Raw genomic sequence first — 19,110 nt, forward strand, 5'->3', positions numbered from 1 at the left:
TATGAGCCCCGCCGAAGCGCGCGATAGCCATGTCACGGAATTTCTCGACATGCTCGCCGCCGAAAGAGGCGCGTCCGCTAACACAATCGAGGCTTACGGCAATGATCTCGGTGGCTTTCTGGAGCACCTTTCCGATCTTGGCGTTTCACCGCACGAAGCGACAGCAGGCCATATCCAAAGCTACATTTCAGAATTGGCGCGGGCCGGACAGGCTCCAGCATCCAGGTCCCGACGCCTGTCGGCTATCAAGCAGTACTACGGGTTCCTTCTCGCCGAAGGCGTCATTGGCAGCGACCCATCGGTCGGACTTCAGGGACCGAAAAAGCAGCGGCCGCTACCGAAAGTCCTGAGCGTTGCGGAAGTCGACCGGCTTCTTGAGGCAGCGGCGAAGCGCTGTCACGATGCCGAGGGCCGAGCGCTTTTCCGGGCGCGCAGATTTCACTGCCTGCTCGAAATTCTATACGCGACCGGGATGCGTGTTTCCGAGCTTGTCAGCTTGCCTAGAACAGTTCTACGTGGCGACACGCGTATCTTCGCGATCAAAGGTAAAGGCGGGCGCGAGCGACTTGTTCCGTTGAATGCGGCGGCGCGTCTCTCACTTGACCGGTTTCTTGAAATTTCCGGCCGATTCGACAATTCGGAATGGCTCTTCCCTTCCAAGTCGGCGTCAGGTCATATGACGCGCCAGGGATTTGCGCAGGATCTTAAGGATGTGGCCGCAGAAGCCGGAATTCATGCCGACCGTGTCTCACCGCACGTCTTGCGCCATGCGTTTGCCAGCCATTTGCTCGACCGTGGCGCCGACCTTAGAACCGTTCAGCAGCTTCTCGGCCATGCTGACATTTCAACGACCGAGATTTATACGCACGTCTTGCAGGAACGTCTGAAGGCACTTGTCAACACGCACCACCCCCTGGCCAAACCGAAGGCCTAGGGAGGAAAGCGGAACATACAAAAAAGTAAGAAATGTGGACCAAGGAGATCCTAGTATGAGCCGTCTATTCGGGGACATTCATCGTGCTATGCAGATGGCGTTCGACACGCGTGCGATGGCCGATCGAATCGAGATGATCGCCGTGAAGCCTGAGATCGACAACGATGCAAAGGCCTTCATAGAAAGCCGCGAAATGTTTTTTCTTTCGACCATCGATCACATGGGGCGGCCGACGGTTTCCTACAAAGGCGGTGTTGCCGGTTTCATCCGGGTGCTCGATGCGAATACGCTTCTCTTTCCGAGCTACGATGGAAACGGCATGTATCTTTCAATGGGCAATATTTCCGGCAACGCGGAAATCGGCATGCTCTTCATCGATTTCGAGAAGCCGTTCCGCCTTCGCGCGCAGGGCCGGGCCGAGGTGATTGTCGGCGGAGAAGAAGTTGCTGGGTTCAAAGATGCCGAGATGGCGGTCAAAGTTTCGATCCATGAAGTCTGGATGAACTGCCCCCGCTATATCCATCGCTACAAGAAAGTCGAGACCTCCCGTTATGCGCCTGGTGTCGAAGAAAATACGCCGTTCTGCGAATGGAAACGTATCGACGCGATGCAGGACGTCGTCCGGCCAGCCGAGCGTGAAAAGGTCGAGCAACTCGGTACAACGACGATCGAGGACTGGATGAACAAGGTCGTGACCGGCGACCGACGTGCATGAAGCTCCTGCCGGCAGACCATCATTATGCGTCTTAGGTTTATGAGCCCAGCAGTTGCCGAACTCCGCGATCACGGATTGGGATTTGGTGCCCATCCCGATGGGCTTTCGACTCTCTATTTCACGGAAATGTGGGAGCGTTTCTCGTACTATGGGATGAGGGCGCTTCTGATCCTATTCATGGTCGCGCCGATCGAAGCGGGCGGCTTGGGGTTCAAGACCCCGAACGCCGGAAGCATCTACGGCCTTTATACCATGGCCGTATACTTGCTAGCCGTGCCGGGGGGATTTATCGCCGACCGGATGCTCGGCGCAAAGCGAAGTGTCCTCTTTGGCGGAATTACAATTGCGGCTGGCCATTATGCCTTAGCTATTTCCTCGGTCACGAGTTTCTACGCCGGGCTCATTCTCATTGCGCTCGGAACGGGGCTTTTCAAGCCAAACATCTCGGCATTGGTCGGCGCGCTTTACCCTCGCGACGATGTCCGTCGCGATTCGGGTTTTTCCCTTTTCTACATGGGCATCAACGTCGGCGCGTTCATTGCCCCGCTCGTTACGGGGTTCCTGGCGCAAAGTTCGACATTCAAAGACTGGTTGTCGGCGCTCGGCTTCGATCCGATGCACAGCTGGCATTGGGGTTTTGCCGCAGCCGGCGTCGGCATGACGCTCTCAATGGTTCTCTTCGCACGGAAAATGCGGGATTTGAAAAATCCGGATCCGCTGCCGAACGCAATCGAACCAGCGTTCGCGCGTGAAGGTCTCTATATCGCCATCGCGACACTCGGGCTTCTGGCGGTGGCGCTTCTCTCCGATGTTTCGGGCTTCAAATGGCTGCGATGGCTTTTTGTCATCGTGCCACTCATGGCCGCTCTCTACGGCGCTGCGCGGCCTAATCCCGATGCGCGGCGTCTGGCGGCTGTCGGGATCTACTTTATCGCCGCAATGATTTTCTGGGCGATTTTCGAGCAGGCGGGCACGACGCTTTCGCTGTTTGCCGACAAGCTGACGCGAAACGAAGTTTTCGGTCTCTCGTTTCCGTCGGCGTGGTATCAGTCCGCCAATCCGATTTTCGTCATCCTTCTGACTCCGCTTGCCGCTGCCCTATGGCTCAAGCTCGGCGCGAGTCAGCCCTCGGCTCCGGCAAAGTTCGGCTTGGCTCTTGTGTTCATCGCCGCCGCATTTCTGCTGATGGTTCCGGCCGCCAGTTACGCTGCGGACAGCCGGGTTTCGCCGCTGTGGCTCCTTGGCGTCTACCTGCTGTTCACGATCGGCGAGCTGCTATTGAGCCCGGTCGGCCTTTCGACGATGACGCGCATCGCGCCGGCGCGAATGACCGGCATCGTGCTTGGCGTGTGGTTCCTGGCCGCGGCATTGGGGAACAAACTTGCAGGAGACATCGGCGGAGCCTTCAAGACCAATGATCCGGATGCGCTCGTCCTTTCATTTTTGGCGCAGGCAGCACTGGTCGCGGTCGCAGCCGCGCTCATGTTCGGCCTTGTGCCGATCGTGAAACGGCTGTCGGAAGGCGATAGTTAAACGCTTAAGGCCGGTTCGAGCGACGGGTTAGCGCAACGCGCCGCTTTACCTTGACACCCAGCGGGCCAGGGGGTGAATGTCGCGCCGCGGATGCGTGATATTCCCCTCGCACGCTTCAGTTGCATAAACCGAGAGACCTCAGCCCGTGAACGCTTCAACCGCCCTTCGGACCTATCTCGATTTCGAAAAGCCCATCTTGGAGCTTGAGAGCAAGGTTGCCGAACTCAAAGCACTGGAGACGGAGGGTAAGGGTCCTCAGATTGCGGATGAGATCGCGAAGCTCGAACAGAAGGCCAAGGCGGCTCTCGTCGATACGTACGCGCGGTTGACGCCATGGCAGAAGACGCTCGTGGCGCGCCATCCGGAGCGTCCGCACGCCCTCGACTTCATCGGTACGCTTATAGAAGACTTCACGCCGCTGGCGGGGGACCGCTATTTCGCAGAGGACGAAGCAATCGTCGGCGGCATCGGAAAATTTCGCAACAAATCCGTCGTCGTTCTCGGCCATGAGAAGGGCGCCGACACCGAAAAACGCATAAAGCACAATTTCGGCATGGCGCGTCCGGAAGGCTACCGCAAAGCCGTGCGGCTGATGGAACTCGCCGATCGCTTCGGCTTGCCTATCATTACATTCGTCGACACGCCGGGCGCTTATCCGGGCATCGGTGCGGAAGAACGCGGCCAGGCGGAAGCCATCGCGCGTTCGACGGAATGCTGCTTGCGGCTCGGCGTGCCGATCGTCGCCGTAATCGTCGGGGAAGGCGGCTCTGGAGGCGCCATTGCTATAGCGACGGCCAACCGCATTCTTATGCTCGAACATGCGATTTATTCGGTCATCTCCCCCGAGGGCGCGGCTTCGATCATCTGGCGCGACAGCAATAAAAAGGAAGAAGCCGCGACCAACATGAAAATTACGGCGCAGGATCTGGATCAGCTCGGGGTTATCGATGCGATCATCAAGGAGCCGACGGGGGGAGCGCATCGGGACCGCGAATCGGTGATTATCTCGACGGGCAACGCGATTGCACGCATGCTATCGGAGTTTGAAGGGAAGTCGGCTGACGATATTCGGGCACAACGCCACGAGCGCTTCTTATCTATCGGTCGATAAGCAGCTGGTGTGTCGCCATGTGTCCAGACGGTGCCGCATTCGGATACGAAACTTGAGTTGACACGGCATCTTGCTACTCCGGTAAACACTTGAGTTCGTCGCGTTCATAGTCCGCCGGCCCGCGGTATGGGGAAACAGTTCGGGGAAAAGCGCATTGGTGCTGACGCGCGTCTCGCTGACGTTGAAGGTCGCTGTCCAATCGGCTGTCCTGGCCATTGTGCTCATGCTAGCGGCGTGCTCAGCCACGCCCACCATTCCGCCGCCGTCGGAGGTTCCGCTTTCCAAAGAAACGCTGGCATTGCTCGCGAAGAAAGGCATGCAGCCAGGATCACCGGTATTCGTGCGTATCTTCAAGGAAGAATCGGAGCTTGAAATCTGGAAGCAGCGCGATGACGGCCGTTTCTATCATTTCAAGACGTACCCAATATGCAATTGGTCGGGCACGATCGGCCCGAAGTTGAGCTATGGCGACCGGCAGGCTCCGGAAGGATTCTATACCGTTACGCCGGCGCTCATGAATCCCAATTCAAAATACTATCTTTCCTTCAATGTCGGATATCCGAACGCCTACGATAAATCGTGGGGACGAACGGGAGACTCGGTCATGGTTCACGGCAGCTGCCGATCCGCCGGGTGTTACGCAATGACTGATGCGCTGATGGAAGAGATTTACGGGTTGACGCGCGAAGCGCTGAAAGCGGGTCAACCGAGCTTTCAACTGCAGGCTTTTCCGTTTCGCATGACGGATGCGCGCATGGCACGCGAGAAGCACAACAAGTGGTATGGCTATTGGAAGACCCTAAAGCAGGGGTACGATTATTTCGAGAAGTATCGTGTGCCGCCGAGTGTCGTCGTCTGCGAGCGAAGATATGTCGTCAACGCCGTTGCGCAAAGCCGGCCTGATCCTTCCGGCCCTTGCCCGCCGCTTTCACGGCCGGTCGTCGCGGCGTTCAAGCCATTGCCCGAACCGGCGGAAATCGACATTGCCAAGGGCAACAAGCTCAAAGGTATCACCAATCCGGATGTCGAGCCGACGATTGCAGACATTAACGCGGCGAAGCGGCGGCAGAGTGCGCAGTCCTATTCCAGCATGCCGATCGCCAACGCCAACTGAGCCTGTGGCGCTTTTTCCATGTCTGATCCCAGCCAGATCTCAAAGGCCCCTCGCTCCCGGCGGCGTTGGCGCGGTGTGGGGTTGTTTCTCTTGACCGCCTTGGGGGCGGGTTTTGCTGCTTACACATTCGCTCCGATTTGGATTCCGCGATTTTTCGGTGACGATGCGCTTATTGATTACGAGCGCAGTCAGCGCTTTTTCAGGGCTGAATCCGGATTGCCACTGCCGGGTCAGCCCGATCTCGCACGCTTCTCGGAGCGTCTCGCCGCGCGCCAACTGAAAAAGGGCGCGCCCATTTTGATCCGGATTTTCAAGCGCGAATTCGAGCTCGAAGTCTGGATGCAGCGCGACGGCGCGTTTCATCTTTTCACGGCGTATCCGATCTGTCTTTGGTCCGGCACACTTGGACCAAAGCTTCGGGAAGGCGATGGCCAGTCGCCTGAGGGCTTCTATACGGTCGATGCCTCGGCGCTCAATCCGAACAGCCGTTTCTATCGCTCGTTCAATCTCGGCTATCCTAATGCATTCGACCGGGCAAAAGGGCGAACCGGATCGCTCATCATGGTGCACGGCAATTGCCGCTCCATCGGATGCTTTGCCATGACGGACGCTCAGATTGCCGAGATTTGGCAGCTGGTCACAGCGGCACTGGCCAGCGGACAGAAGCGCTTCCAGGTACAGGTCTATCCTTTCCGCATGACAGACGCCGCGCTAGCAGAGCACGGGAACGATCCCAACGCCGATTTCTGGCGCAATCTCAAGACAGGCAACGATCTCTTTGAAAAGAACGGGCTTCCGCCAAGAGTCTCGGTGTGCGGCGGCCGCTACCGTTTCGAGACGGATCGGCCCGGCTTCGACGGCAGTCTGCCAATCGATAGCCGCTGCAATGGCCTGACAGGTGAAGGATAGACATCATCAGCGTGCGGATGATATAATTCGCGCGATCGAGCGCAGGTCAGATATTGGTGCTCTTCCTTTTTTATTCGCTCAATTGGAAATTTATTAATTCGCTTTTATTGCACCCCTATTTACCAAATTTGGCGCAATAAGCTGAATGGAAATTTACCTTATACTGCGCTTCAATTTAATCGCCTCCGACTGCGGAATACGCTAAACAAGCTTTATCGAGCGAACATGGGAGATCGGTAATGCGTAAAGCGTGGCTCGCTTCGGTCGTTTCGGCCGCCGGTTTAGCCGCACTCGGAGTCAGTTCGGCACCGGCTGCGGCGGGTGTCGTAGGTTTATCGCCATCGCCTGCGATCGCGACCAATCATTCTAACGAAATTACCAAGGTCAATCATCGCTATTGGTATTACGGGCCGGCCTATTATCCGCGTTATTATTACGCTCCTCCGTATGCATACGTTTATCCGCCTGCCGCGTACTATCCGCCTCCGGTCACGTACTACGCCGTACCGGCACCGCGATATGTGCCCTATGATCCCTACGGCGGGTATTATGTCCGGCGTTACCGGAGCCGCTATTATTACGGCTGGTGAGACGTGATAGCCGAGCGATCGGCGCTTCGCGTGGCCGCTTCGGCTGATCCGCCGGGTCTGACCCTCGGATGTGTTCGACTGAGCGTATGATTCTATCCCCAAGTGTTGGCAAAAAGACACTTCGGATCGTCGATCGTGCGCGATACTATCCTGCCCATGTGATTGGGCGGGTGACTCGGTCGCAAACCATCCATGACACTGCGTCGTTTTATTCAGCTGGCACTATTCGCGGCGGTGGGCATCGCTTTCACCGGCGTCGGGATGGCGTGCGCGTTGACGATAGAGTTGAAAGACGTCGCGGCGGATCGCATAGAACGTCAGCGCGCAGCTGCAGTCGGTGCGTTGCCGCTCCCGGGTACGCCGGATGTTGCCGTCTTGCAGGAGCGGTTGCGAGATAAAGGCGTTACGCTTGCCGATCCGATCTTGATCCGAATCTTCAAGGCGGAGTCGGAGCTTGAGATCTGGAAGGAGAAGGGCGACAGCTACGTCCTTTTTGCAACCTATCCGATTTGCCATTGGTCCGGCTCGCTCGGCCCGAAGCTGCGTGACGGCGACCGCCAAGCACCTGAAGGCTATTATACTCTGGCCAAGTCGCAGACCCACCATGTCGGTCGTTGGCCAAAATCGCTCGATATCGGATATCCGAACATTCTCGATCAGTCGCAAGCGCGGACCGGATCGATGATCCTGATCCACGGGGGATGCTCATCTATCGGCTGCTTCGCGATGACAAATCCCGTTTCGGATGAAATTCATCAGCTGACGGTTGCGGCGATGGATGCCGGCGAGCGGATCGTGCCGGTACACATCTATCCGTTCCGGATGACGGACAAGGCCATGGCCGCCCAGAGTTCGTCTCCGTGGATTGCCTATTGGAACAATCTCAAGGAAGGCTACGATATGTTCGAGCGGACGAAGCGTCCGCCGATCATCAGCGTGTGCAGCGGCCGCTATATTTTCCGGGAGGCACAGGCCAAAGAGTCCGCCGGCCCGCTCGAAGCGTGTGGACCGACATTGACAGCAATCCGCGAGCAGGACCAATGGCTGAGCGATGTACCGTACCCGACGCAAGAGCTTCCCAAATTGACGGCGCACGCCGCAAACGTCACGCGGCCTATTCCGCAAATCCAATCGAGCCTTGAGGCAGATCCGCCCGTTCCCACATTCTCCTGGCCACTTGTGCGCTAATTCCGGGTTTGCTCACATTTCCGGCGCTTGCCTTGCGCAGTCGTGTCCTGCGATACATGCAAAGTCTGGCAGCGAAGTCAGACAGCAATGAAGGAATAGCTAAGACATGGCCGATAAGACCATTGCCAAGCGCGTCGAGATTGCACTTGAAAATCTTCTTTTCAGTTCGCGCTGGATTCTTGCGCCGTTCTATTTCGGGCTGGCAATTTCTCTCATCATTCTGCTGATCAAATTTGCAGCCGAACTCCTGCATCTTGGAACGACCGCATTTTCATCTACGGAATCGGACGTCATTCTTGGATTATTGACGCTTGTCGATCTGACGCTGACGGGATCGCTTCTGATCATTGTGATCTTCTCTGGGTACGAGAACTTCGTCTCGAAAATGGATCATTCGGATCATGGAGACAGGCCCGAGTGGATGGGGACCATCGACTTCGGCGCGCTGAAATTGAAGATGCTGTCGTCGATCGTTGCAATCTCCGCGGTGCAGCTTTTACGGCAGTTCATGTCTCTCGGCCCCGTGACGCCCGAGCGCGAAAAGCAGCTGCTCTGGCTCGTCGTCATTCACGTCGTGTTCGTCGTCTCAAGCGTGCTTCTTGCACTGTCCGACCGGATCGCGGCGGGTGGGCATGGCCACGGCAACAGCGACGACGTGGCCGCTTCCAGCGATTCATCATCCAATACCAGCTCGCATTGAGCTTTCGACGCGGGAAGGCGCGACTGCGATGGAGGCTTTCAGCCGCAGCATACAAATCTGCCTTGATGCAGCTTTCGCGCTCAAACATAGCGATGGCGCGCGATTAGGGACATCTCGTATAGGTTACCGTTTAAGACCGGGCAGGCATCGTGCGACCTCTCTGAGCGACACGTCTTTTGCCGAACTCAATAAATGGGAGTTCAATGAACGTGTGCAGAAAATACGACGCGAATAATGTAATCGGGATAGTGAAAGCGATAACAGCAAGGATATTTGCATAAAAATTCAAGCGTAATTCCGCGAAGACGACCATCAGCAGCTGAATTATGGGCACGTGAACTAGATAGGTTGAGTAAGACCACTTTCCTAAGGTCTGCATAATTCGCGAGGAAAAAATCAAATCCCCTGCGCTTCCCGGAGTTTCGTTGTGCCGTTTTTTTGAGTATTGACTCCGTAAGTAGAAAACAAAGATCGCCCAAAATATGATAGGCACAAATTGATCTGTCAGCGCGATTGCCAAGCAGACCGCGAAAACCGAGATCACGTAGTCGCGACGAACGACTGGGAAAGTTGGCAGCATCAGACGCGTGAGTATACCGAGCAAGAAATATGCGCCGCCGAATGCAAGCGTGCTCGGAAGCTCGAAATGTCCAATAGCCCCATACTTAAAAGCGACCAATCCGACTATCGCCGTAGCGGCCATCATCACTGGCGCAACCGGCGTTAGCATCAGAGGGATAATTAAAGGCGCGAGAAGATAGAACTGCCATTCGAGCGATAGACTCCAGGCAGGGGCCAGGAACATTCTCGCGGAGCCATAGAGTCGATCATCCGAGAATAGGCCGTGCAAGAGCGTGAGATGAGCCAAATAGTGTTTTGCGAAGCCATAGCCATGCAAGGACAATTGCTCATGCTCAACAATATCGACATTGGGGGTCATCGCACCCCACGGCCGAGTGAGGATCAAATGGTCGTATGCGTGCGTGCTGACTACCGCGAGAACGAGACAGAAGGCGTAGACGGGATAAATTCTAAAAAAGCGCTTCGTGATAAAATCTTGATATGGCTCGCGCGTTTCGAGAACCAAATGCGCAATAACGAACCCGCTTATCATTATAAAAATTAAGACAGCGTAGTAACCAAAATCTCCCGCCCTATGCAGCCTGTGAAAAACTTCCGCTGCGCCGGTATACCAAACGATGTGTGCGGCAACCACAGTCCATGCAAGATAAGCTCTCAGTCCATCAATGGCGGGGAAGCGCATACAGGCCAGCCGGAACAACACGTTGAATTGAAATCAGGAATAGCCCACTATCACATCTCCGTTGTAATCGGCGTATCGAATAACGACGTTGATCATAAATAGTTAAGCTTACTTTCCCCGAATAGATCCATCCAATGCGAGGGCTGATCGTGGCGATTGCCTGGCCACGAACTTTCCGCTCAAAATTTCAATCCGCTGTATTTTCTGGCGGCAGCTATAGTTAATCCCAACGGGGTCACGAGTGGATGGACGGCGATTTCAAAATAGATATTGCCCATTTTTCAGACACACTAGCTACGGCTTGATGATCGTTCGATCACAATGCCTGAATTGGTTTGGGGTTGACGTAGCTACGGGCCGACACCGCAAAAGTGACGAACCCTTGGAGAAGGGCCTGTAGGCAATGTCGAAGGGCTGCATCTCGCCCCGGCGTACGAGCCACGCCAAGAGCGAGATGATTAAGTTCTGCACGTACGACGATAGGCGCTTCTACTGCCTAACTAAGCGACGTCCGTCTTGCCGTGGCAGTGCTTGTATTTCTTGCCTGAGCCGCATGGGCAGGGTGCGTTGCGCGAAACGCGGCCCCAGGTTGTGGGATCGTCGGGATTTATGGCGCCTTCGCTGCGGCGGCTTTGAATGGGCGCACGCTTCTCGACCTCGGGCGCTGTATTGCGGCGCGCGCGGGCACCGGCGATCGCTGCATCGGCCATCGCCAGTTCGGGGTCCTGCTCGAACTCATCGAAGCCCGTTGTTGCATCGACGTGGTGCGCCACCATCGGCGGTAAATCGACGGGTTGTAGTGCAGGCTGCTCCTCGGGCGGCGCAAGCTCGACGTGCATCAGCTGGCCGGTGACGTTCTCGCGCAACCTGCCGAGCATGTTCTCGAACAGGATGAAGGCTTCCGACTTATATTCGTTCAAAGGATCTAGCTGACCGTAGGCGCGGAAACCGATGACCTGGCGCAAATGCTCCAGCGTGACGAGGTGTTCGCGCCATAGGTGATCGAGGGTTTGCAAAAGAACCATCTTCTCGATCTGGCGATAGAGTTCGGTGCCAAGTTCATTGGTCTTCGCTTCGACCTTGGCCTCCACCGCCGCTTTGATGCGATCCCGGATTTCCTCGTCGGCGATCCCTTCCTCGGCAGCCCATGCCTCGATGGGGAGATCAAGACCGAAAATTTCGCTCACTTGCTCTTTCAAGCCAGCGATGTCCCACTGCTCGGCGTAGGCCGCCGGTGGGATATAGCGCGGGACGAGTTGCTCAACCAGCTCGTTGCGAAGCTCGGAGATCGTTTCGGAAACGTCGTCCTCGCCCATGATGTCGAGACGCTGATCGAAGATGACCTTGCGCTGGTCATTCATCACGTCGTCATATTTCAGGATCTGCTTACGGATATCGAAGTTGCGCTGCTCGACCTTTTTCTGAGCGGTTTCGAGCGACTTGTTCATCCACGGATGCGTGATCGCTTCGCCTTCCTTCAAGCCCAGCGTCTGGAGCACCTTGTCCATCCGCTCCGAGCCGAAGATGCGCATCAGATCATCGTCGAGCGCGAGGTAGAACTTGGAGCGGCCCGGGTCGCCCTGGCGGCCCGAACGGCCGCGAAGCTGGTTATCGATGCGGCGGCTTTCGTGGCGCTCGGTTGCGAGCACGTAAAGGCCGCCGGCTTCCAATGCCTTTTGTTTCTTTTCGGCGACGTCAGCGATCAGTTCTTCTCGCTTCTTCGCAATGGCGTCGTCACTTGGCGGCGCGCCTTTCTCAGTCTCTTCGGCAATCCAATCGCGCAGACGGAATTCTGCGTTGCCACCAAGCTGAATGTCGGTGCCACGGCCCGCCATATTCGTTGCAATCGTTACGGCACCGGGAACACCGGCCTGGGCCACGATATTCGCTTCCTGCTCGTGATAGCGCGCGTTCAAAACACTGTGCTCTATCGGCGGCCGACCGCCTTTCGCTTCGGAAGCGTACCTGGTCAAGAGAGCCGCCATATCGGTCAGATGTTTGCGGAGCTCTTCCTCTTTGCCAGGCTTTAGCGCTGCAGCTTGCTGTTCGAGGGAGCGCGCGAGATCGCGAAAATACTTGGCGTCCTTCAAAAGCTCAGAAAGCTGCTCCGATTTCTCGATCGACGCCGTACCGACGAGGATGGGCTGGCCGCGATCCTTGGCTTCCGCAATTGACTGGACGATAGCTCCAAGCTTTTCCTTCTGCGTCCGATAGATTTCATCGTCCTCGTCGATGCGACGCACCGGAACGTTGGTCGGAATGTCAATGACCTCCAACCCATAAATGTCCATAAATTCGTCGGCTTCCGTCAAAGCCGTGCCCGTCATGCCGGCGAGCTTTTTGTAAAGGCGGAAATAGTTCTGGAACGTGATCGAGGCGAGCGTCTGGTTCTCGGGCTGGATTTCGACGTGCTCTTTGGCTTCGAGTGCCTGATGCAGCCCTTCCGAATAGCGGCGTCCAGGCATCATGCGGCCGGTAAATTCATCGATGATGACCACCTCGCCGCCTTTGACGATGTAATCTTTGTCCCGCTGGAAGAGCTTGTGCGCCTTCAGCGCCTGATTGAGGTGATGGACGATCGTAACGTTGTCGATATCGTACAGCGTGCCCTTCAGGAGCCCGGCTTCCTGAAGCGCTTGCTCCATCTTTTCATTGCCAGCTTCGGTGAACGAAACTTGGCGCTGTTTTTCGTCCAGCTCGAAATCTTCCGGCGTGACGTGCTTCATCATTTCGTCGATCGATTGATAAAGCTCGGCGCGGTCTTCGAGGGGACCGGAAATGATCAAAGGCGTGCGTGCTTCATCGATCAGGATCGAATCGACCTCGTCGACGATCGCGTAGACGTGGGGACGCTGGACCATCTCGTCCCGGTTCATCTTCATATTGTCGCGAAGATAATCGAAGCCGAGTTCGTTATTCGTGCCGTAAGTTACGTCGCAAGCGTACGCGATCTTGCGCTGCTCATCGGTCATGTCGTGCACGATGCAACCGACGGTGAGGCCGAGGAACCTATAAACGCGACCCATCCATTCGGCGTCGCGACTGGCAAGGTAGTCGTTGACGGTGACGACGTGGACGCCTTTGCCCGTCAAGGCGTTGAGATAGACAGGGAGGGTCGCGACCAGTGTCTTGCCCTCGCCGGTGCGCATTTCGGCTATGTCGCCCTGGTGCAAAACCATGCCGCCAATCAGCTGAACGTCGAAGTGGCGCTGGCCGAGGGTCCGCTTTGCCGCCTCGCGTACTGTCGCGAATGCCGGGACCAGCAGATCGTCGAGCGTCTTTCCCTCTTCAAGCTGCTTGCGAAAAAGTTCGGTGCGCGCACGGAGTTCGTCGTCGGACAGCGCGCTGACCTCACTCTCGAGATCATTGATCGCCGCGACGCGGCTTCTGAAGCCTTTTACTTTTCGCTCGTTCGACGAACCGAAAATTTTCGAAGCAAAGCCACCGAACGAGAGCATCTTAAAACCGTCCTAAAAAACATAGTCGCCCTGGACGCTTGAGGCGCCTGGACTTGCGGTTGCGTTCACCTGGGGTTCCATTCAGCAGAAAATGCGCGGCAAGGGCCTCCCCGCCACGCCTGCATCAGGTTCCCTCGGCACTTCTACGTGGTTCGAGCCGGGCCGGAAAACCCAACCCGGTCTGGGGCAGACATAAGAACTCGCCCCCCTAACTGTCAATGTTCTGAACCTGGGCAAAGAAGATCAAAGTTTTACTGCATCGACCAAATATTAACTTGGTTTTCCGGCCCCGGACCGGTATCGAGGCCAACTTACCCCGGATTTGCGACGTCTGTTGCAGTTCATATTGCTTTCTTCGCAGCTCGTCTGCGAACCCAGCTTGGAGCTTATACCCATGAAGCGCACCGCCCCAACCGCCCTTACGGTCGCATTTGCGGTCGCGCTTTTAGGCGCCGCAATACCAACGGCTTATGCCGATGATGCAAAGGACAATCAAAAGGTCGATAGCGCGAAAGTCGTCGCCACGATCAATGGCCAACCTATCACCGAAGGCGACCTTGCCGTCGCAGAGGGCGAAATCGGCAGCGATATGGGAACGATGCCCGCGGCACAAAAGCGGACGTCACTTCTCGAATTCCTGATCGATAACCAGCTTTTCGCGGAAGCTGCGCAGGCACAAAAACTCGAAGACGGTGCGGATTACAAGACGCGCCTTGCATACCTAAAGCGCCGGGCGCTACGCGAAGTCTATTTCGACAAGGTCATCAAGGCGTCGGTTACCGATGCCGATGCACGCAAGGTTTACGACGATCAGGTCAAGCTTTTGAAGCCGCAAGAGGAAGTTTCGGCGCGGCATATTCTGGTCGAAACCGAAGATGAAGCGAAAGCTTTGAAAGCAAAACTCGACAAAGGTGCCGATTTTGCTCAACTTGCCAAAGAGAACTCAAAAGATCCGGGCTCAAAGGACAACGGCGGCGACCTCGGCTACTTCGGCCATGGGCAGATGGTGCCACAATTCGAAGATGTCGTCTTCAAGCTGAAGAAGGGCGAGGTTTCGGATCCCGTAAAGACGCAGTTCGGCTGGCACCTGATCAAGCTTGAGGATCGCAGAACAAAGCAACCGCCGGCGTTCGAAATCGTAAAGGACCGGATTGTCCAGTCGCTCCTCTTGCAGAAAGCGCAAAAGTCGGCGGTCGATCTACGAGCCAAGGCGAAGATCGAAGTGGTCGATCCGGTAATCAAAAAGGCGGTCGACGATCGCAATGCCATGATCGCGAAGCAGTCCGAACCTGCCAAGGCGCCAGCTGCAGAAGCCCCGAAAGAGGCTCCCAAGGATGCGCCGAAGCCCTAGGCTCATAACCGTCATCTTTATCTGAATTGCCGATCGGGCTGCTTGATTATGGCAGCCCGATCTGTTTCAGGGAGCCTCGCGCCTGATCGGAGGTCTCTCATGGGCAAAGTTTCGAGCGTTTCTCCCTTTTCGCCGACATCTCTTGCGAAGCTTCCGCCGATCGACGGCGTGACGTTCGCCACGGCCGAAGCCGGTATCCGGTATAAAAAGCGGACCGATCTCCTACTCGCGGTGCTCGCCGAGGGGACCACAGTCGCTGGCGTGCTGACACAATCGAAGACTGCGTCGGCGCCTGTTCTTCTTTGCCGCAAACATCTGAGGAAAGGCTTTGCGCGCGCTCTTGTGGTCAATTCAGGCAATGCCAACGCATTCACGGGAAAAAAGGGGCGTGAAGCTGTCGATCTTACCGTTGAGCATGCGGCGGAGGCCGTAGGCTGCAAGCCGTACGAAGTATTCGTCGCTTCGACCGGCGTGATCGGCGAGCCGCTTGATGCGGGAAAGTTTGCCCATCTTCTTGCCGGACTTGCCGAGCGCGCGGAGCCAGATGCGTTCGAAAAGGCTGCGCGAGCGATCATGACGACGGATACCTATCCGAAGCTCGCGACGCGGAAAGCCATAATCGGAGAAACGGAAGTCACGATTAACGGCTTCTGTAAGGGTGCGGGGATGATCGCTCCTGATATGGCGACAATGCTCTCCTTTATCTTCACCGATGCCGCACTGCCGGCCGATGTTTTGCAGGATTTGGTCTCCGAGCATGTCCAGACGACTTTCAATTGCATGACGGTGGATGGAGATACATCCACCAGTGATACGTGCCTTCTCTTCGCGACCGGCGCCGCGGCTGCGCGCGGCCAAAAGGCGATTACGAAAGTCGGGTCCAAGAAACTGCGAGATTTCTCGAATGCTCTGCATGACTTGATGCGCGATCTCGCGATCCAGGTTGCAAAAGACGGCGAGGGCCTATCGAAGTTCGTCACATTCAACGTGGAGGGCGCGAAGACGTGGCACGCCGCACGAAAAATTGCTCTTTCCTGCGCCAATTCGCCCATCCTCAAGACTGCTATCGCTGGAGAGGATCCGAACTGGGGCCGCGTTGTCATGGCCGTCGGGAAATCCGGCGAGGCTGCCGATCGCGATAAGCTCACCATTTGGTTCGGGCCATACTGCGTGGCGCGCAATGGCGAACGCGCTGACGACTACGATGAAAAGACTGTCGCCGCATACATGAAGAACCGCGAAATCGAGATCCGAATTGCTGTTGGTGTCGGCAAAGAGTCCGCGACGGTATGGACTTGCGACCTGACACACGCGTATGTGTCGATCAACGCAGATTATCGAAGTTGATGCATAGACCTCATGGACAAGGCTTTCTGGACCGAACGTTGGCAACGGCGCGACATTGGATTTCATCAGCCGCATATTCATGAGCAACTGGAAAAGTTTTGGCCGACGCTCGGGTTGCCGTTCGCGAGCACCGTTTTTGTGCCGCTTTCGGGCAAGAGCCGCGACATGGTGTGGCTCGCAACGCAGGGTCATCGTGTCATTGGCGTCGAACTTTCCGAAGTCGCTGTAGGGGAATTTTTCAAGGATGGCGGTCAGGTTCCCGACGTAAGTACGGAAGGACCGTTCGATGTTTTTGCCGCCGGGCCATTCAGCCTTTACCGCGGCGACTTTTTCGAAGTCACGGCCAATACGATCAAGGATGCCGTTGCCGTTTACGATCGCGCCGCTTTGATTGCGCTTCCTCCGGACCTTAGGGTGCGCTATGCGCGGAAGCTCACGGAGATCGCGCCGGAAAATGCCGTTATTTTCTTGATTGCGATCGAATATCCGGATGGCGAGATTTCGGGGCCGCCGTTCTCTGTATCGCGCAGCGAAGTCGAACGCCTCTATGGCGATGCCTTCACGATCGAAGTTCTTGAAGCGCGCGATGGTCTTGGCGCAAGTGGCAATCTCAAGCGGCGTGGCGTTACCAAGCTCACCGAGACGGCATATCTTTTGAGGCGGCGGTCATGAAGCCGCTCGTTCTCGTCGCAGCAGTGGCACTGATCGACGATGACAAGCGCGTCCTGATCGCCCAGCGCCCCGAAGGCAAGCCGATGGCGGGTTTCTGGGAATTTCCAGGCGGCAAAATCGAAGCTGGCGAAACGCCCGAAGACGCGCTCTGCCGCGAAATCAAGGAAGAACTCGACGTTGAGCTTTGCCGAACATGCTTGGCGCCCTTTAATTTCGCCAGCTACACTTACGAGACTTTTCATCTCGTGATGCCGCTTTATGTCTGCCGGACTTGGGACGGAGAGATTACGCCGCGCGAGGGACAGAAAATCGAGTGGGTCCGCGCGATCCATCTTTCGCGCTATCGCATGCCACCGGCTGACGAGCCTCTTATTCCGTGGCTTAGGGATTTTTTGGCTTAGGTTTTAGCACCTCTGTCAGCGAAACCTGCGCCGAACCTGGTTTCAACGGCTTCTGCTGGCTTTCATGCGGCGCCCATCCGGTCAACGTGACGATTTCGAAAGTCGCCGGCACGCGTCCGTCCGGGAGTGCGGAGCGCTGTTGATAAATTTCGCAGGCGCGGAAAAGCAGCCCCCGTGAAACTGGAATACGGCTCCGATCCGTCAGCATATTACTGGCCGCCATCGCCTTGAGGTCCTGCATCAACGCCAGTGGAGACGCGTATGTCGCGCGGAAACTGTCGGTGTCGGCTACAGGCAATGCGAAGCTCGCGCGCTGCAGCAACCCTCCGAGCTCTCGGACGTCGGCAAACGGCGCCACTCTTGGCGAAGCTCCGCCGAATAGCTCAGATTCGGCAAACAGCCAGGATTCCCGGAGCTCCTTTAATGTGTCACCGGCGAGCAGAGCGGCAAGCAGCAGGCCGTCAGGCTTCAGAGCGCGATTGATCTGGGCCAGAGCACCGGGAAGGTCATTGACGAGGTGCAGCGACAGACCCGAAACGACCAAATCTAGGCTTTGAGGTGCGAACGGCAATGCATCGTCATCGGCGGCGATCTTCTCGCCATGCGCGAGAGCGAGGCTTCCAGATGAGGCTTCTACGTCGATGATCTTGCCGATATTCGGCAAATTCCGCAGGCGATCGCTCAATAGGCCGTGATACGCGCCGATATTAGCCGCGAGCGGAAAATCCCGGCGCACTATGCCGAGACGATCAGCGAAATCGTCAGCGACACGTGCGATAAGGAAGTCTACGCCGGAGATCGCGCCGTGCGCTGCTATCCGGTCTTTCCGCACCCTGAGCAGGCGCTGATCAAAAATCTGTGGGGCGCCGGGCATGTTGCGGTGGGCTCCAGGAAGCTCTCGCTGGCGATAGCGCGTTGCGCTAGGGTTCGGCAATGGCGATGCACTCAGCGGACGAGATGGCGGGGTTGGTGGAGGAGAACGCGAGTTCTCCACGGGTTCATGCTGGGCACCTGTTTCGCGCCATTCGCGACACGGGACAAGCGGCGCTCGACGTGCTGTTGCCGCCACTGTGCCTCGGTTGCCGGGCGCGGATCATGACCCATGACGCGCTTTGTCCCAGCTGCTGGCGGCGCATCAGCTTCGTGCGCGCACCTCTTTGCGACCGTCTCGGACTGCCGATGCCCTACGACGCGGGAGGTCCCATGCTTTCGGCGGCTGCGGTCGCAAATCCGCCGGATTTCGACCGGGCGCGTGCTGTCGCAAGCTTCGACGGCCTGATGCGGGAACTCATCCACGCATTCAAGTTTCACGATACACATAATGCGCGACGGCTCTTCGGACGCTGGCTGGTGGAAGCCGGGCACGAACTTCTCGCCGATGCCGATGTTCTGGTTCCGATCCCGCTGGCGCGCTGGCGACTTCTCACACGGCGCTTTAACCAAGCGCAAATTCTCGCGGCCGAAATTGGCAGGATCGCCCAGAAACCGGTGAAACCTTTTGCGCTTGCCCGATCCTACTCGACGCCGCGGCAGGTCGGCCTTACGCGACAACAGCGGAAAAGGAACGTGGCGGGTGCATTTCACGTTCCTGCGCGCGAGATCGGGACAATAGCCGGAAAAGCCATAGTTTTGATCGACGACGTTATCACGACGGGCGCAACGGCTTCAGCAGCTGCAAAGGCGCTGAAAAGGGCGGGCGCGCGTCGCGTCGATGTCTTGGCGCTTGCCATCGTTTCGAACATGTAATTCTGTTGGCCGATTGCGTTGCAAAGGCGCGGCACAGAGGCGCAAAATACCGGATCAAGGTTGCATGACCTCACGAA

The 19,110-nt window shown here is 56.8% G+C and carries 17 protein-coding genes; 14 read left to right on the top strand and 3 right to left on the bottom strand.

Annotation, left to right across the window (positions count from 1 at the left end; all coding sequences use genetic code 11):
- Position 1 precedes the first annotated feature (1 nt).
- The 9 genes from VHB22_RS08730 (at position 2) to VHB22_RS08770 (ending at position 8,794) form a co-directional block, all read left to right on the top strand.
- Positions 2–934, top strand: a complete 933-nt coding sequence (locus tag VHB22_RS08730) for a site-specific tyrosine recombinase XerD (RefSeq protein WP_325456582.1) — start codon at positions 2–4, stop codon at positions 932–934.
- A gap of 55 nt (positions 935–989) precedes the next feature.
- Positions 990–1,649: a pyridoxamine 5'-phosphate oxidase family protein gene (locus tag VHB22_RS08735; protein ID WP_325456583.1), complete on the top strand. Its 660-nt coding sequence runs from the start codon at positions 990–992 to the stop codon at positions 1,647–1,649.
- A gap of 39 nt (positions 1,650–1,688) precedes the next feature.
- A complete protein-coding gene (locus VHB22_RS08740) occupies positions 1,689–3,182 on the top strand; it encodes a peptide MFS transporter (protein WP_325456584.1) in 1,494 nt (497 codons plus the stop codon).
- Between the two features lie 145 nt (positions 3,183–3,327).
- The gene (locus VHB22_RS08745; protein WP_325456585.1) at positions 3,328–4,293 is read left to right on the top strand and encodes an acetyl-CoA carboxylase carboxyltransferase subunit alpha; all 966 of its coding nucleotides are present in this window, start codon (positions 3,328–3,330) and stop codon (positions 4,291–4,293) included.
- 157 nt (positions 4,294–4,450) lie between these two features.
- Positions 4,451–5,407 carry a murein L,D-transpeptidase family protein gene (locus VHB22_RS08750; protein WP_325456586.1) on the top strand — a complete coding sequence of 319 codons (957 nt, stop codon included), beginning with the start codon at positions 4,451–4,453 and terminating at the stop codon, positions 5,405–5,407.
- A 90-nt stretch (positions 5,408–5,497) separates the two neighbouring features.
- Positions 5,498–6,316 carry a murein L,D-transpeptidase family protein gene (locus VHB22_RS08755; protein ID WP_325456587.1) on the top strand — a complete coding sequence of 273 codons (819 nt, stop codon included), beginning with the start codon at positions 5,498–5,500 and terminating at the stop codon, positions 6,314–6,316.
- A gap of 239 nt (positions 6,317–6,555) precedes the next feature.
- Complete coding sequence (locus VHB22_RS08760) at positions 6,556–6,906, top strand: hypothetical protein (protein ID WP_325456588.1); 351 nt, start codon at positions 6,556–6,558, stop codon at positions 6,904–6,906.
- 192 nt (positions 6,907–7,098) lie between these two features.
- Positions 7,099–8,094, top strand: a complete 996-nt coding sequence (locus VHB22_RS08765; protein ID WP_325456589.1) for a murein L,D-transpeptidase family protein — start codon at positions 7,099–7,101, stop codon at positions 8,092–8,094.
- A gap of 106 nt (positions 8,095–8,200) precedes the next feature.
- Positions 8,201–8,794, top strand: a complete 594-nt coding sequence (locus VHB22_RS08770) for a TIGR00645 family protein (protein WP_325456590.1) — start codon at positions 8,201–8,203, stop codon at positions 8,792–8,794.
- A 130-nt stretch (positions 8,795–8,924) separates the two neighbouring features.
- Here the strand turns inward: VHB22_RS08770 and VHB22_RS08775 are convergent, their stop codons facing one another.
- Entirely contained in the window at positions 8,925–10,058 is a 1,134-nt protein-coding gene (locus VHB22_RS08775; RefSeq protein WP_325456591.1) for an acyltransferase, read from the bottom strand.
- A gap of 500 nt (positions 10,059–10,558) precedes the next feature.
- Positions 10,559–13,516 (bottom strand): preprotein translocase subunit SecA, encoded by a 2,958-nt coding sequence (gene secA, locus VHB22_RS08780; RefSeq protein ID WP_325456592.1) that lies wholly within the window; start codon positions 13,514–13,516, stop codon positions 10,559–10,561.
- Positions 13,517–13,910: 394 nt separating this feature from the next.
- On the opposite strand from secA, the gene VHB22_RS08785 reads away from it, so the two are divergent.
- The 4 genes from VHB22_RS08785 (at position 13,911) to mutT (ending at position 17,287) form a co-directional block, all read left to right on the top strand.
- Positions 13,911–14,867: a peptidylprolyl isomerase gene (locus VHB22_RS08785; RefSeq protein WP_325456593.1), complete on the top strand. Its 957-nt coding sequence runs from the start codon at positions 13,911–13,913 to the stop codon at positions 14,865–14,867.
- 99 nt (positions 14,868–14,966) lie between these two features.
- Positions 14,967–16,214, top strand: coding sequence for a bifunctional glutamate N-acetyltransferase/amino-acid acetyltransferase ArgJ (gene argJ / locus VHB22_RS08790; protein ID WP_325456594.1), 1,248 nt, complete (start codon positions 14,967–14,969; stop codon positions 16,212–16,214).
- Between the two features lie 12 nt (positions 16,215–16,226).
- The gene (locus VHB22_RS08795; protein WP_325456595.1) at positions 16,227–16,886 is read left to right on the top strand and encodes a thiopurine S-methyltransferase; all 660 of its coding nucleotides are present in this window, start codon (positions 16,227–16,229) and stop codon (positions 16,884–16,886) included.
- Positions 16,883–17,287: an 8-oxo-dGTP diphosphatase MutT gene (gene mutT / locus VHB22_RS08800; RefSeq protein ID WP_325456596.1), complete on the top strand. Its 405-nt coding sequence runs from the start codon at positions 16,883–16,885 to the stop codon at positions 17,285–17,287. The genes VHB22_RS08795 and mutT overlap by 4 nt, the downstream gene beginning before the upstream one ends.
- On the opposite strand, the gene VHB22_RS08805 is transcribed toward mutT, so the two are convergent.
- Positions 17,268–18,161, bottom strand: coding sequence for a methyltransferase domain-containing protein (locus VHB22_RS08805; protein ID WP_325456597.1), 894 nt, complete (start codon positions 18,159–18,161; stop codon positions 17,268–17,270). The genes mutT and VHB22_RS08805 overlap by 20 nt on opposite strands.
- A gap of 83 nt (positions 18,162–18,244) precedes the next feature.
- On the opposite strand from VHB22_RS08805, the gene VHB22_RS08810 reads away from it, so the two are divergent.
- Positions 18,245–19,033, top strand: a complete 789-nt coding sequence (locus VHB22_RS08810) for a ComF family protein (RefSeq protein ID WP_414652726.1) — start codon at positions 18,245–18,247, stop codon at positions 19,031–19,033.
- Positions 19,034–19,110: the final 77 nt, after the last annotated feature.

Source organism: Hyphomicrobium sp., assembly GCF_035548195.1.
Lineage (GTDB): Bacteria > Pseudomonadota > Alphaproteobacteria > Rhizobiales > Hyphomicrobiaceae > Hyphomicrobium_B.

Bases quoted from the DNA above. Each gene is read 5' to 3' on its own strand.
- VHB22_RS08730 (WP_325456582.1), top strand. From the start codon at position 2: ATGAGCCCCGCCGAAGCGCGCGATAGCCATGTCACGGAATTTCTCGAC.
- VHB22_RS08735 (WP_325456583.1), top strand. From the start codon at position 990: ATGAGCCGTCTATTCGGGGACATTCATCGTGCTATGCAGATGGCGTTC.
- VHB22_RS08740 (WP_325456584.1), top strand. From the start codon at position 1,689: ATGAGCCCAGCAGTTGCCGAACTCCGCGATCACGGATTGGGATTTGGT.
- VHB22_RS08760 (WP_325456588.1), top strand. From the start codon at position 6,556: ATGCGTAAAGCGTGGCTCGCTTCGGTCGTTTCGGCCGCCGGTTTAGCC.
- VHB22_RS08765 (WP_325456589.1), top strand. From the start codon at position 7,099: ATGACACTGCGTCGTTTTATTCAGCTGGCACTATTCGCGGCGGTGGGC.
- VHB22_RS08770 (WP_325456590.1), top strand. From the start codon at position 8,201: ATGGCCGATAAGACCATTGCCAAGCGCGTCGAGATTGCACTTGAAAAT.
- VHB22_RS08775 (WP_325456591.1), bottom strand. From the start codon at position 10,058: ATGCGCTTCCCCGCCATTGATGGACTGAGAGCTTATCTTGCATGGACT.
- secA (WP_325456592.1), bottom strand. From the start codon at position 13,516: ATGCTCTCGTTCGGTGGCTTTGCTTCGAAAATTTTCGGTTCGTCGAAC.
- VHB22_RS08785 (WP_325456593.1), top strand. From the start codon at position 13,911: ATGAAGCGCACCGCCCCAACCGCCCTTACGGTCGCATTTGCGGTCGCG.
- argJ (WP_325456594.1), top strand. From the start codon at position 14,967: ATGGGCAAAGTTTCGAGCGTTTCTCCCTTTTCGCCGACATCTCTTGCG.
- VHB22_RS08795 (WP_325456595.1), top strand. From the start codon at position 16,227: ATGGACAAGGCTTTCTGGACCGAACGTTGGCAACGGCGCGACATTGGA.
- mutT (WP_325456596.1), top strand. From the start codon at position 16,883: ATGAAGCCGCTCGTTCTCGTCGCAGCAGTGGCACTGATCGACGATGAC.
- VHB22_RS08805 (WP_325456597.1), bottom strand. From the start codon at position 18,161: ATGCCCGGCGCCCCACAGATTTTTGATCAGCGCCTGCTCAGGGTGCGG.
- VHB22_RS08810 (WP_414652726.1), top strand. From the start codon at position 18,245: ATGGCGGGGTTGGTGGAGGAGAACGCGAGTTCTCCACGGGTTCATGCT.